The sequence below is a fragment of the Alteromonas portus genome (genome assembly GCF_005117025.1).
Lineage (GTDB): Bacteria > Pseudomonadota > Gammaproteobacteria > Enterobacterales > Alteromonadaceae > Alteromonas > Alteromonas portus.
On record NZ_SWCO01000008.1, the window covers coordinates 286508 to 299635 of the forward strand.

12 protein-coding genes are annotated in these 13128 nt (G+C 44.2%); 4 read left to right on the forward strand and 8 right to left on the reverse strand.

Annotated elements, in window-relative coordinates; all coding sequences use genetic code 11:
- Nucleotides 1-20 precede the first annotated feature (20 nt).
- Together E5672_RS14925 and E5672_RS14930 are read right to left on the reverse strand one after the other, a co-directional pair.
- Nucleotides 21-1223, reverse strand: a complete 1203-nt coding sequence (locus E5672_RS14925) for a 4-phosphoerythronate dehydrogenase (protein WP_136782923.1) — start codon at nt 1221-1223, stop codon at nt 21-23.
- Between the two features lie 237 nt (nt 1224-1460).
- Nucleotides 1461-2216 (reverse strand): class II aldolase/adducin family protein, encoded by a 756-nt coding sequence (locus tag E5672_RS14930; RefSeq protein WP_039225270.1) that lies wholly within the window; start codon nt 2214-2216, stop codon nt 1461-1463.
- Between the two features lie 174 nt (nt 2217-2390).
- Between E5672_RS14930 and E5672_RS14935 the strand changes: the two genes are divergently transcribed.
- A complete protein-coding gene (locus E5672_RS14935; RefSeq protein ID WP_136782924.1) occupies nt 2391-3080 on the forward strand; it encodes a Crp/Fnr family transcriptional regulator in 690 nt (229 codons plus the stop codon).
- 81 nt (nt 3081-3161) lie between these two features.
- Nucleotides 3162-4070: an alpha/beta fold hydrolase gene (locus tag E5672_RS14940; RefSeq protein WP_161569405.1), complete on the forward strand. Its 909-nt coding sequence runs from the start codon at nt 3162-3164 to the stop codon at nt 4068-4070.
- Between the two features lie 220 nt (nt 4071-4290).
- Here E5672_RS14940 and E5672_RS14945 read toward each other — a convergent pair whose 3' ends face one another.
- The 4 genes from E5672_RS14945 to fabB form a co-directional block, all read right to left on the reverse strand.
- The gene (locus tag E5672_RS14945; protein WP_136782926.1) at nt 4291-4578 is read right to left on the reverse strand and encodes a type II toxin-antitoxin system RelE/ParE family toxin; all 288 of its coding nucleotides are present in this window, start codon (nt 4576-4578) and stop codon (nt 4291-4293) included.
- Nucleotides 4579-4809 (reverse strand): ribbon-helix-helix domain-containing protein, encoded by a 231-nt coding sequence (locus tag E5672_RS14950; RefSeq protein WP_110288631.1) that lies wholly within the window; start codon nt 4807-4809, stop codon nt 4579-4581.
- A gap of 255 nt (nt 4810-5064) precedes the next feature.
- Nucleotides 5065-6231: an alpha/beta hydrolase gene (locus E5672_RS14960; RefSeq protein WP_136782927.1), complete on the reverse strand. Its 1167-nt coding sequence runs from the start codon at nt 6229-6231 to the stop codon at nt 5065-5067.
- Nucleotides 6232-6498: 267 nt separating this feature from the next.
- A complete protein-coding gene (fabB, locus tag E5672_RS14965; protein WP_136782928.1) occupies nt 6499-7713 on the reverse strand; it encodes a beta-ketoacyl-ACP synthase I in 1215 nt (404 codons plus the stop codon).
- A gap of 534 nt (nt 7714-8247) precedes the next feature.
- Between fabB and E5672_RS14970 the strand changes: the two genes are divergently transcribed.
- Both E5672_RS14970 and mnmC read left to right on the forward strand, forming a co-directional pair.
- Nucleotides 8248-9438 carry a Kelch repeat-containing protein gene (locus E5672_RS14970; RefSeq protein WP_240692246.1) on the forward strand — a complete coding sequence of 397 codons (1191 nt, stop codon included), beginning with the start codon at nt 8248-8250 and terminating at the stop codon, nt 9436-9438.
- Between the two features lie 3 nt (nt 9439-9441).
- On the forward strand, nt 9442-11502 hold the full coding sequence (gene mnmC / locus E5672_RS14975) for a bifunctional tRNA (5-methylaminomethyl-2-thiouridine)(34)-methyltransferase MnmC2/FAD-dependent 5-carboxymethylaminomethyl-2-thiouridine(34) oxidoreductase MnmC1 (RefSeq protein WP_136782930.1): 2061 nt from the start codon (nt 9442-9444) through the stop codon (nt 11500-11502).
- Nucleotides 11503-11625: 123 nt separating this feature from the next.
- Here the strand turns inward: mnmC and E5672_RS14980 are convergent, their stop codons facing one another.
- Both E5672_RS14980 and E5672_RS14985 read right to left on the reverse strand, forming a co-directional pair.
- Nucleotides 11626-12351 carry a FlgO family outer membrane protein gene (locus E5672_RS14980; RefSeq protein WP_136782931.1) on the reverse strand — a complete coding sequence of 242 codons (726 nt, stop codon included), beginning with the start codon at nt 12349-12351 and terminating at the stop codon, nt 11626-11628.
- A gap of 10 nt (nt 12352-12361) precedes the next feature.
- Nucleotides 12362-13126 carry a FlgO family outer membrane protein gene (locus E5672_RS14985; protein WP_136782932.1) on the reverse strand — a complete coding sequence of 255 codons (765 nt, stop codon included), beginning with the start codon at nt 13124-13126 and terminating at the stop codon, nt 12362-12364.
- Nucleotides 13127-13128 lie beyond the last annotated feature (2 nt).

Genomic DNA, 13128 nt, shown 5'->3' on the forward strand with positions numbered 1-13128 from the left:
TGCTCCTAATATTAAAATAACTAAACCAGACTTACGTGAAAGCCCAGTTTGGTGAATGTGTCTTGGATTTGCTTACTGGTGTTTTTTGGCAAGTGTAACGCATAGGCGCTGCACTCGCGACGCACTCTGTATTGCTTGCGCAATGTAGAGAACGTATTTGCTATGTGTGTCTCTGGCGTTTCATTATGGCCTGACGCAAACGCGTTTCGCGTTATCTCATCGTCAATAGCTACATCATACACATTGTGGAATACGGCAATGAGATCCTCAACGGACAACCGCACCGCCTCAGGCGAATTTAACGCAACTTTGATCGGATTGGTTTTCTCTAAAAAGTCGCTAAGCACTTTGTCTGGGGCTTTGCCCACTACGTCACAAATTTGCTCGTAAATCATTTGCGTACCGCGCACTTTGCCTTCTACAGAGTGCCCCGCAATATGTGGTGTAACGAACCAAACATAGTCAAATAATGCTGTATTTATGGCGGGCTCATTGTCGAATACGTCGAGTACCACCGTTGGCGGTTTTTCACCTCGAAGTACACTAAGTAGTGCCACTTCATCAATAACCTCACCCCGGCATGCATTTATAAGCAGCTGGTTTGACGTTAATCCTTCCAGAAACGCTTCGTCTATCATCTGATATGTAGGATATTCGCCGCCTTTAATAAAAGGCACGTGAAGCGAGATAACATCGCACTTTGCTATTTGCGCTAAGTCTACAAATGACTGACCGTTATGCTCCTTCTTACCAGATTTTGCTAGCGCTTGCTGTAGCGGTGGGTCATACAGACAGTGTTTAACGCCAATTGCCATTAAAATTCTTGATAATGCAGTTCCCACATTACCAGCACCTACTATTCCCACTGTCGCATTATATAAATCGAGCTTTTGGGCTTTTTGCGCGTGCAGCAAAACACTCAACACGTACTCGGCAACCGCTACGGCATTACAGCCTGCTGCACTGCTATGCATAATTCCCACGCTATCTAAATGCGTTTTATCTAGATGATTGGTCCCCGCCGTTGCCGTAGTAACAAACTTGAGCTTGCTAGCCTTGGTTAGCAGTTCAGGGGTAACCTTGGTGGTAGAACGTAGCGCAAGAATATCTACATCGCGCAGCATTTCAGGCACAAGAGATTGCCACGCATAGGTTTCAATCTCACCTACGCTATTAAGGTAATCGGTGCCAAACGGAATGGTATCTTCAAGAAGTATTTTCATGGCGCTAAGTGTACCTTAACTTAGGCTTTTAGTAACCCAGCGCCCTTGATTTATCTTATCGGTGATTCGTTTAATTTACGTTATTTTGATGCACGTTTGGCCGCAACATTAAAGAGACGGCCGAAGTTCATACAATCCTTTAAAACGGGAACGCTTAGAGCAAACCGCTTTAGCTCACGTTTTTTGTCCACTTCATCCTTTGCGAACGTGGTATTGGATAACGTTAACTTTAAATAGTTACTTGTCGTAACCAGGGAAACGGCGTTCAACGCGTCGTTTAATACCCGGCCATGCTAACGAACCACCAGCCTGCCGAGTGACTTGATCGGCTTGAGTACGAATGCCATCTAGAATTGCCGAATGAATTGGAATAAGCGGCTTGCCTGTGGCCTGCGCTTTTAACTGAATTTCACAGGCGCGCTGCATGATAAACATAAACAAAAAGGCATCGGGAATATTGTCTGCACAGGTTAAAAGCCCGTGATTGCGCAAAATCATAAATTGGGTATCGCCAAGGTCGCGAACCAATCGCACTTTTTCTTCTGGATTCAACGCCACGCCTTCGTAGGCATGATAGGAAAGCGACGCCAGCGGAAAAAGCGATTGCTGCGAGTATGGCTGCAACCCTTCTTCTAAAATGGATACCGCCACACCTTCTGCTGTGTGCAAATGCAACACACATTTGGCATCGTCTCTAGCCTCATGAACAGCGCTATGAATAGTAAAACCTGCTGGGTTAATGTCGTATTCACTTTCCATTACTTTGTTACCGTGAAGATCAACTTTAACCAAGCTTGATGCAGTAACTTCATCAAACATTAAACCGTAGGGATTAATCAAGAAATGGTGGTCAGGCCCAGGAACACGAGCAGAAATGTGAGTAAAAATAAGGTCGTCCCAACCATACATAGCGACTGCACGATAACATGCGGCTAGATCAACACGGGTTTGCCATTCTTCACTGCTAACTTTCGACTTTACTGAATCTGTCATAGCTTTACTCTTTTAACGTACAAATTAATTTCATTTGAGGCGGGTGCCCTAGGTGGAAGGCTCGATACCTTGAACGTTTCAATGAAACTTCCACTTACTTTCTCTTACCGCCTACATTACGCGCAGTAATTGCTATACACTGTCGGATATACGACATTGTAAGAAATTTGTTAAATGGAAAAATTTAAACCTGTTCTCGCCAGCTCTACTTGGTTTAGCGCGCTTCCACCCTATTTGCAGGAAGTTATGTTCGACAAGATGCGTCTAAAACACTTAAAAGCCGGGCAGCAACTGCATGCCAAAGGTGAAGACGGTGTCGGTTTTTATGGCGTATGCGAAGGCCGTTTAAGAGTTGTCACTGTGGGCGTGGATGGTCGAGAAATGCTATTTGCGCTACTGGGCCCCGGCACCTGGTTTGGTGAGATATCGATGTTTGACGACCTCCCTCGTACTCACGACAACTTCTGCGAGACAAATTGCACGGTGGCGATTATTCAAAAGAACGCGTTTAAAGCACTGCTTGAGCAATATCCTGAACTCTACCCGCATTTTACTCGCCTTTTATGCACGCGAGTGCGCAGCGCTTTTCAGTTTATTGACTCAAGCGCAGGGCTTAGCCTTAAGCACCAGCTCGTAAAACGGCTTTTAATGCTTACCACCAGTTACGGTCAGCATTTGCCCAAACACAACGCGATTACACTTACGCTTTCGCAAGAGTCTTTAGCGCAAATGATAAATAGCAGTAGGCAAACGGTGAACCAGTTATTAGGTGAACTTCAACAAGAAGGTTTGGTAAAACGGCATTACGGGAAAATCACTATTCCCGAGCCAGATACCTTGTTTAGTCGTTATCAGTTTATTTAACCGAAATAACTAGCTAAATTGCTGAAGAACTTGTGAAATATTATTAAAGTCATGGAAACGCAAAGAAAAGGAAAATTCGCATTGAAAATTTTATCTGTCAGCATAGTTTTGCTTTTATTGGTCGGTTTTGTATTTCAGTCATATTCAACCTATGTCGATTCCACCTCTTTTGATAAGTGTGGAGAAATGATAGATGTCGGTGGCTATAGCCTGTATGTCGAGGACATTGGAACAGGAAAAGTTACCGTAATTTTTGATGCTGGTATGGGTGATGACTCATCAGTCTGGAACAAAGTAGTAGAGGAAGTCTCACAGTTTTCTCGGGTTATTACCTATGACAGAGCTGGACTTGGGTGGAGTGAGGAAAGCCCGCACGATAGAGACAGTAAAGTCATTGTCGCTGAACTTCACTCGGTTCTGAAAGACAAAGATATTTCTGGACCAATTATCCTTGTAGGCCATTCATTTGGTGGGGTTAACATGCAGCGCTATGCCCTTACCTATCCTGAATATATAGCCGCTTTGGTGTTGGTAGACTCTGCCCATGAAGATCAGATAAATAAAATGCCTCAAACGAATTATCTTCAAAAATACCTTTTCAAATTTGGAATGTGGGCAGCCCCTGTCGGTATTCCCAGATTGTACCTTTCCAACACTAATCCAGAAGAAAAAGCTAAAAAAAGTACAACCAAACATCAATATACCAGCTTAGATGAAGCCGAATACTTTCCAAGAAGCCTTAGTGAATTAAATGAATTAACGCCTAACTTTGGCAATTTGCCTTTGGTGGTTGTTGCGCGAAATAAAGCGTCTTCTGAAATCGATAATACAAAAACCAGAGATTTGGTATGGGCGACTTTGCAGGAAGACATTGCCACTCGCTCTACCAATAGCACAATCATTTTTTCAGGGGAACGTCAGCATTCTATTCACAAAAGGCAGCCAGAAATAGTTGTTGGAGCAATTCAAAAGTTAGCTGAAAAACTTTAACTAATACTAGAATTCCGCTGTGGAATGCCTTGTAGTTATTTTCCGAAAACTTAGTAATAACACAGTAGCCCTCTATTAATATTAGGGTGAGTTTAGGGTTTTACTTAGTCAGATATGGATTTGTACGTGGCGTAATGTGTTGAGCGGTGCAACTTCGTTTCCGTCTTTAAGGTCTGCTTAAGACAAGGAGCGGACACCGAGTTTTGTTTGTTGGCTTGATTTAGAGCCATTCAACGATGTCTTGCCCACCCAGAATTGCCATTATCTCAACTTCAATACCATTGTATCGATAGTAAATACTGTCTGAGCCATAAGCGCAGCGTCTATACCCCTGTCGAATATGGTCAACTGATTGGTATGCGGATGGATTACTTGCAATTTTTTCAAATGTCTGAAAAAAACCTTCGAAATACTTATCTGCTTGGAGTTCGCCAAATTCTACAAATCCATATGTATAGATACGCCTGAGATCCTCTTTGGCATTCAGCGATAACTTGTAGCTTTCCATTTATCTTTTTAATTCAGCCTTAAATTCTTTCAGCATATCTTCAGGCGATTGTTCAATGAATCCGCTTCTCTCTGCACTGACGAGCTTTTGATTTATTTCCTCAGCGCGTCTGGCCCGGCGAATTAAATCATTCACGAGTTCACTTTTGTTTGCATATTCTCGCGTATCTTCAATATGACTTTTGAGCCACGCATCATTTTTTTCAGTCAGAGTGATACTTTGACGAGGCATGACATTTACTCCAATAAATCTTATCTGGTGCAATATTACACCAGACTTGGTTAAACATCAGCATTTTTTAATTTAGAGAAGACAAAAGCCAAAATTATCACAGGCAGCTTGAGTGACGGGTAAATGTACGCAGCCGAAGAATAGTCTTTTCTGGCAACTACAGACAAACATGGTGTTTAGCAATGGTAACGACATGAGATAACCGTAATTGAAGTATCTTCCATCACATATACCAAACGGTTGGGTCATCTAGGATCATAGAGCATCTAGAAAACTAGCAATTGAAGATTTTAACTCTTCGTCATCTTGATTTATCAAATTCAAAGCTTCTTGTCCGTATTTTTTTGCAAGGTCCACCTGCTCACGTTGCTCGTAGCCTTTGGCTAAATTAAAAATAACCCACGCAGAGTCTGGATATAATGATGCATTGTATTTTAATAACTTCATACCTTTCTCTGGAGAGTGAACACCATTGGTCATGTAGTCTGCGGCGAAGTTAATTGACCCCTTACGAGGTTTAATTTCTTGGTAAAGGTCGGAAGATAGCTTTTCGTAGTGTTCAGAAATGGCTTCAGGCCCTCCTTCAATTGCATCAAATGGTAAAACCCAGTACCTGTAGAGTTCGTTAGTTGCATTAACCAAACCGGATATATTCGTTGCAGCATGGGGAAGGTTTTTTAAAATTTCACTTTTCACTCTTAATCCTGGAACACTGTGTTCTTTGAAAAAGGTTTGTAACCTTAAAAAAGAAGCGCCCATTGTGTTATTTGGTTCATACTCACTTTTCACTATTTCATTACCTAAATTCATATATATGAATTGCTTTAAGGATTTACGAGATGAAAGGTAAGTAATAATTTTTTCTACTGTTTTATTATCTCCCCAGTGAAGGGATGGGCTGAAAGCATAATGCGCTGTAAAGAGTTCAGGCCGAGCTTGAACGGCATATAACGAAAGTAATCCTCCAAGAGAGTGACCTTCGAAAATTCTAAATTCAGAAGTCTGATAATTACTGTCTACAAAAGGGATAAGCTCTTTTTCGATATAGTCTAGGAAAACATCTGCTTTACCGCTAAGTACATCAGCTGTTGCGTGTGGAGTAGGTGTATAATCTCTGATGCGGTTTTCATTATCTATAGTAACCACAATAGTCTCAGGAATTAGCCAGTCATCATAAAAGCGTGCAATTACCGCACTTACCATTTGTTTATAATACTTGCCGTCCAAAGCATATATTACTGGGTATCTGTGAGTGGGATCTTCTCCATACTTCTCAGGAAGGTAAACACTTATTTTCTGTTCTTCGTTAAGTACTTTTGAATTTAACACATGCTCTTCTAAAGTAAGCTGTTGCGCTAATATCGAACTTGAAAAACAAAATGATAAGAATAAGCCAAACAAAAACTTCCCTGCTACATTCATGATTTCCTATCTTTTTTGAATTGATTTATTGCTCACTATATAAATGTACCTATTAATATTCAAGCTGACCGATGCGTTAGCTTAAATAGAGAATTAAAAAGTAATTGGTATTGTCTTCTCTATAATACCTAGGCACTTTTCATAGAAAAATGGCAACAAAAAAGGGCATAAACACAAACACCCACGGTGCTCAGGTTTACGCCCTTTTGTCTTTATTGAAACTTCTTAACTGAAGCTAAAAAAGCTTACTGGTTCAAGCGGTTTTGATTAACCGTTGTAACGCTGCATTACTAACGTTGCGTTAGTGCCGCCGAAGCCAAAGCTGTTAGACATAATAGTGTTTAACGTTGCTTCACGTGTCTGGGTAACAATGTCTAGCCCTTGTGCCGCGTCGTCTAGCGTGTCGATGTTAATTGATGGCGCGATAAAGTTATTTTCCATCATCAACAAGCTGTAAATAGCTTCGTTTACACCCGCTGCACCTAGTGCGTGACCTGTCAGTGACTTGGTTGCACTAATAGGTACGCCCGCTTGACCAAACACTTCTTGAATCGCCGCAAGTTCTTTCACGTCACCTACTGGCGTTGATGTGCCGTGAGTATTCAAGTAATCGATAGGCGCATCGATATTTTGCATTGCCATCTTCATACAGCGAATTGCGCCTTCACCCGACGGTGCAACCATGTCGAAACCGTCTGATGTAGCGCCGTAACCTACAACTTCGCCGTAGATTTTTGCGCCGCGAGCAAGGGCGTGCTCAAGTTCTTCAACAACAACCATACCGCCGCCGCCAGAACTTACAAAGCCGTCGCGTGCTGCGTCATAAGTACGTGATGCCACGGCTGGATTGTCGTTATATTTAGAGCTTAGTGCGCCCATAGCGTCAAACTGGCTTGATAGTGACCAATGTAGCTCTTCACCGCCACCTGCGAATACTACGTCTTGCTTACCTAGTTGAATAAGCTCTAGCGCATTACCAATACAGTGGGCGCTGGTTGCACACGCCGAGGCAATTGAATAATTCACGCCGCGAATTTTAAACGGTGTGGCTAAACAAGCTGATACCGTAGACGCCATACAGCGAGGAACCATGTATGGACCAACACGTTTAACGCCCTTTTCGCGAAGAATATCTGCAGAAAGCACTTGGTTTTCAGAAGACGCGCCACCTGAGCCTGCGATAATACCCGTGCGCTCGTTTGAAATGTCGCTTTCTTCTAAACCAGAGTCTGCAATGGCTTGTTGCATCGCTACATATGCGTAGCCTGCCGCATCGCCCATAAAGCGCATAGCTTTACGGTCAATATGGTCTTTCAAATCGATGTCGATGTCGCCCCAAACTTGGCTGCGAAGGCCCATTTCGGCGAACTGTTCTGAAAATGTAATTCCAGACTTACCCGCTTTAAGTGAAGCAAGTACGTCTTCTTTATTTACGCCGATGCTTGATACGATACCAAGACCGGTGATAACTGCTCTTCTCATAGTTTACCCTTTGCGTTGTTGCGGCTTATGGTAACGATTTTGAATGGTAAAGTGGTCTGCTCTGCCAATTGCTTTGCTAAAACAAGCTGAACATATGGCGTTCAGCGTAAGTTCTTGACCTGTGACCTGAAAGCCCTTGATGTAGAAATCTTTAATTACCGTGAAAGCTTCTTACAGCAACATCAAACTATTAGAGCCCCTGCTCACTTAAGAATCTGGTTGGCATTGGCCTTCTTGTTTTAAGCAGACAGCTTTCCCACTGCCCTTATCATTCGTTATTACCGTCTTTGTTTAGTTAATCATTCCAATGTAGCACGAATATACTGGGTAATGACCAGCGTTTATTTAGACCTTCACAAAACCTTCAAATAGCGTAATTGTAAACTTTTGCAGAAAAACAATGGCGTGAAAGGTAGAATACGTACCCTAACATTTGTGATTTAAACAAAAAGACTGAAGATTGCCGTGCTATTGAAAAAACTAAGAAACATAGCCCAAATTATTACTCCTAAAGTGTTTTTCCTGACTTTTCTCATGTCAGCTTCTTATGTAATGGCTAACGTAGCAGTTACGCCAAGTGACCTTCCCCCTTTGCCCGAACCGGTAGCAAATAACGCTGTTGCTACCGTCACGATTGATAAGAAGCTATATGTGTTCAGTTTTATGGGGCTGGGCAACGGCAAAACCCATAACGATGTGCACAACCGGGCTTGGCAGCTTGTGGTTAACAACAATGATAAACCTTCGCAATGGCAAGCCCTTCCCCCAGTTCCATCAAGTCTTGCACTAAAAGGCCGTTTGGCTTCCGTAGCAGTGGGCGTTAATGACAGCGTTTATATTTTTGGCGGTTACACGGTTGATAAAGATCACAATGAAATTAGTACCCCAGATGTTTATAAATACGCTCCTGTAACTGGGAAATATACGCTTTTGGCGCCTATGCCTGTGCCTGTTGATGATGCAAGTGCACTTGTTTACCAAGACCGCTACGTTTACTTAGTTTCAGGCTGGCACAACGATGGCAACGTAAACCTTGTGCAGGTTTACGATACGCAAACCGGCCAATGGCAACAGGCGAGCCCTTTTCTTGGCAATCCGGTATTCGGGCAAGCTGGCGGCATCGTTAATAACACTGTTGTAATTTGTGACGGCGTTTCAGTAACACCTCACAGTGATAAACGCCGTAGCTTTGCTGCAGAAACTGCCTGCTTTAAAGGCGTAATTGATAAGCAAAACCCTTTTAAAATTGATTGGCGTACACTTGACCATCCAACGGGTACTGCGCGCTATCGCATGGCGGCAGCGGGCGATAAGGCCACCAATAAAATCTATTTTGTTGGCGGCTCGACTAATCCGTACAATTATAATGGCATTGGCTATAACGGCGAGCCTTCAACTGCAGATGACGCCATATGGACCTTTGATATTGCCGAAGGCACTTGGGTTATCTCGAAAACAGAAGCTGAAGCGCCTACGATGGATCATCGCGGATTAATTAACGTTAACGGTTCTTGGGTTACTATTGGCGGTATGCTTGGGGCACAGCTCGTGACCAGTAAAGTAACTTCGCACTTTTCAACACCTGCAGAAGTGTCCTGTCCCTCTAAAAGCCAGGCTAGCTCTGGCGTTTCAAAACAAGCACTGGATGGGCAAGCTGTTGAAGTAGTGAAAACTGCCTCCAATTCAAAGTGCCAACACAACAACGACATAAACGGAGAAAAATAAACAGTGAAATCTAAGCATGCACAGGTTCATTTTAATGAGAGCGGTACGCCTGTCGCCGACCATTTTGACGACGTTTATTTTTCTAACGACAGTGGAATTGATGAAACCCAACACGTTTTTGTTGCAGGCAATGACCTTGCTGAGCGCTGGCAACAGTGGTGCAATCCAACTTTTGTCATTGCCGAAACAGGTTTTGGAACTGGGCTGAACTTTTTGGTTGCCATGCGCGCCTTTAACGAATTTAAAGCAGCAAACCCTGATCATCCGTTAAAGCGCCTGTATTTTATTACCACGGAAAAGTTTCCACTACCTCAACAGGATATGCAGCGTGCACTAGAAGCTTTTCCTGCCCTCAAAGACGAAGCGCAAGCACTCGCTTCACTTTACCCCATGGGCCTTGAAGGTTGTCATCGCCTTCATTTTGATAACCATTCAACCACACTCGACTTATGGATTGGTGATGTGCACGAGCTTTTGCCTCAATGGCATTCCCCTGTAAATGGCCTCATCGATGCCTGGTTTTTAGATGGTTTTGCACCAAGCAAAAACCCTGATATGTGGACTGATGCACTGTTTAGCCAAATGGCTCGCTTGTCAAAAACAGGTACAACCTTTGGAACCTTTACCGCCGCAGGCATCGTAAAACGTGGGCTAGCTGGTGTGGGTTTTACCATTAAAAAACGCAACGGTTTTGGCCGTAAGCGCGACATGTTGACCGGCGTTTTTGACCAAGACCATGATAATGTGCAGCATAAACTTCGTCTGCCTGCTGGCCCCTATTACAGGTACGTTAACGGCAGTTTAGATAAAACAAGTGAAGTCGCAGTAGTAGGCTCCGGCCTTGCAGCAGCTACGGCATGTCTGGCTTTAGTAAAACGCGGCATTAGCACTACTTTGTATTTTGATGGTGACACCCTTGCAAGCGGCGCGTCTGGCAACCCGCAAGGCGGTTTTTACCCGCAGCTTCATAGCGAAGCAAGTATTGCCAGCCGCATTCAGGCGCACAGTTTTTTGTATGCTAGACAAGCCTACGACCACACTATTGAACATGCAAAAACCTGTGGCCTATCCGACGTTGCCCATGATTTCTGTGGCGTTATTCAACTGAGCTTTAACGACAAGGTAGCAGAGCGTCAAAATAAACTAGCAGCAGCCGACGTATGGCCTGAAGCTTTAATTAAGTCCGTAGACAGCAAAGAAGTGAGCGATATCGCTAACCTAACTCTTCCCTACTCTGGCTTATACATTGGCCTCGGCGGTTGGCTTTCTCCTCCGCAGCTAGTTACTGCCATGATTGAAGAAGCACTTCAAAGTGGCAGACTCACGCTGAAACCCAATCATACCTATGTATCTCATGAGGCAATTGAGACAACAAAGCAGCAGGTGCAGATTCGTTTTAACTTAGATAGCGCTGAGAGTGAAGAAGTTATTACTGCCGATCACCTTATCCTTGCCCTTGGCGCAGGTGCGGTACACGCTAGCGATTTTGACAGTCTGTCCCTTCGCCCTGTTCGCGGACAGGTTGAAGCTATTCCCACCCAAATGCCAATTGAACAGCTTAACACTGTGTTGTGTCACAAAGGCTATATGACACCTGTATTCGAAGGTCGGCATGCGTTAGGTTCAACCTACGTTAAAAACGACTTAAGTACCGATGTGAGAAGCGATGAAACTGAAATGAACCTTGCTACACATGAACAGGCGCTAGCAAACACCGACATCGTGCAAGCATTACAACATGACGGTAAAGCCAGAGCGGCTACCCGTTTAGGTTCACCCGACCACCAGCCTGTTGTCGGTGCACTACATAATTTTGACTCATTAAAAGAGCACTACACTATGCTAGGCGTGGGCAAACCGTTGACTAGCGCGCCAGTGTTGCCAAGCAGCGTAGTTTCCACCCTTACTTGCTTAGGGTCACGAGGGTTAACCACAGCGCCTTTAATGGCAGAGGTCTTGGTGAGCAGTTTATGTAAGGAGCCGCTACCTTTAAGCAATGAACTGCTTAATGCTGTAAACACAAGCCGCTTTATGACTCGCGAAGCAATTAGAAGTCAGGGTTAATAAACCAGAGGGCCTTTGTGAAAATTCTACTGTGCAAGACACAAAAGATCAGATGTTTAGAGGATTTAAAGCGAACATGAAAGGAGTTCGCTTTCGAAACCAGAGCACAATCGAAGTAAATGGCTAGTTTACGCTAGCCATTTTATTTAAATCCATCACGATAAACGCAGGAATGTATACGTTGGCGCTTGCTACCACTTGTTTATTTTCCAGCGACACGATACGGGCGTTTACGCGGACGCCTCTGTCATCTTCAATGATGGTGCCGGTTACAACATGGTCCATTTCAACCTGTTTAGCGAGTGCAGTACCATCTCTAGTAAGTACGAAATCGCCAACAGGCGTTACGGTAATGCCACCTGCAAGCTTAAAGTCGACAACCGCTAACCCAAAGTCTTGCAGCTCGGCTATTAAATATTCTGAAAGCTGATTGCCTAACACGGTGCTGTCGCTCAACGACTGATTAAGCCTCACAAAACTCGCCACACCCACCATATCTTGCTGCGTGAGGCGGGTTGCATTGTCCATTAATTCCATCGCAAGTTGCGAGGCGTAATCATTTAAGCGCTTATGCGTTTGTGAAGGTGAATAGCCATGGTGTAGTGGGTCTTTATAGCCGGGTTCGACTTCCACGTGCTGTTGATATTGTCTATCGCGAGAATCTGGTGTGTACTCTAACCCTGAACGGCTCGGTACAGGTACTGGCTCGGCGTGATGCGTAATTTCACCGTCTTCACCTAACCAAAACGAGCCAATAGATTCCGTGCTAGTGCACCCTGTCATACATACACTTAGCATTACGCCAACCGCTAACCAACTGCTAGGCACAAGCTTCTTTGTAAACACCATGCTGAAACTCCTAGCCGCGACTTAGCTTAACGCCATCGCGCATACCGTTTTGCTGGCTACCGTCACTTGGAATAAGTGCATCTACTACGTAGAACGGCACCAACATTTGCGCAGTTGCCACCACTGCGCGCGACTCCATGCCTAAAATACGGGCGTTAACTAACACGCCACCTTGGTGCTTGGTCATCGTTCCGGTTAACACGTATTCAATAGGAAGGCTGCTGCTCAATTCTAAATAGTCTCGGCTTAATACAAAATCACCATCGTCAGTAATGCGAATATACTCGGTGGCTTTGAAGTCGATAACCGGCACGCGGAATTTATGCAGTTCGTGAACAAAAGATTCGGCCATCTGACGGCCAAGCAAATCTGTTTTCTGCAAGTCAGTATCTAGTAGTGCGAAATGGGTTACACCAATAGGTGTCTTGTTATTCACATATTCCATATTGGCAATTAAGTCTTGCGCCATGTTCTTCACATAGTCGCCAATATGCTTGGTTAGAGGTCGACCTTTATACGCGCCCTGTACGCTCGAATACAAAGGAGGTTGACCGATAGCGCCGTACGCGTCCATACCCTGAGACTGGGTATCACTGGTATTTTCAATTGGCTTTGAAGGAGCGCGGTCGGCGGCAGTAATATCAATCACATTCATGGCCGGGCGCTGAGGCGCTTGTTCGGCTACCTCTTCTTCCCCCATCATCATAGAACACCCGCTAACGCTTAGCAGTGAAGCACAAAGCGAAAGCGCCGCGTATTGATTTCGTCTTTTCATGG

Coding starts and splice junctions, on each gene's coding strand:
- E5672_RS14930 (WP_039225270.1), bottom strand. CDS start 2,216: ATGACAGATTCAGTAAAGTCGAAAGTTAGCAGTGAAGAATGGCAAACC.
- E5672_RS14945 (WP_136782926.1), bottom strand. CDS start 4,578: ATGGAAAGCTACAAGTTATCGCTGAATGCCAAAGAGGATCTCAGGCGT.
- E5672_RS14985 (WP_136782932.1), bottom strand. CDS start 13,126: ATGAAAAGACGAAATCAATACGCGGCGCTTTCGCTTTGTGCTTCACTG.
- E5672_RS14935 (WP_136782924.1), top strand. CDS start 2,391: ATGGAAAAATTTAAACCTGTTCTCGCCAGCTCTACTTGGTTTAGCGCG.
- E5672_RS14925 (WP_136782923.1), bottom strand. CDS start 1,223: ATGAAAATACTTCTTGAAGATACCATTCCGTTTGGCACCGATTACCTT.
- E5672_RS14980 (WP_136782931.1), bottom strand. CDS start 12,351: ATGGTGTTTACAAAGAAGCTTGTGCCTAGCAGTTGGTTAGCGGTTGGC.
- fabB (WP_136782928.1), bottom strand. CDS start 7,713: ATGAGAAGAGCAGTTATCACCGGTCTTGGTATCGTATCAAGCATCGGC.
- E5672_RS14970 (WP_240692246.1), top strand. CDS start 8,248: ATGTCAGCTTCTTATGTAATGGCTAACGTAGCAGTTACGCCAAGTGAC.
- E5672_RS14950 (WP_110288631.1), bottom strand. CDS start 4,809: ATGCCTCGTCAAAGTATCACTCTGACTGAAAAAAATGATGCGTGGCTC.
- E5672_RS14960 (WP_136782927.1), bottom strand. CDS start 6,231: ATGAATGTAGCAGGGAAGTTTTTGTTTGGCTTATTCTTATCATTTTGT.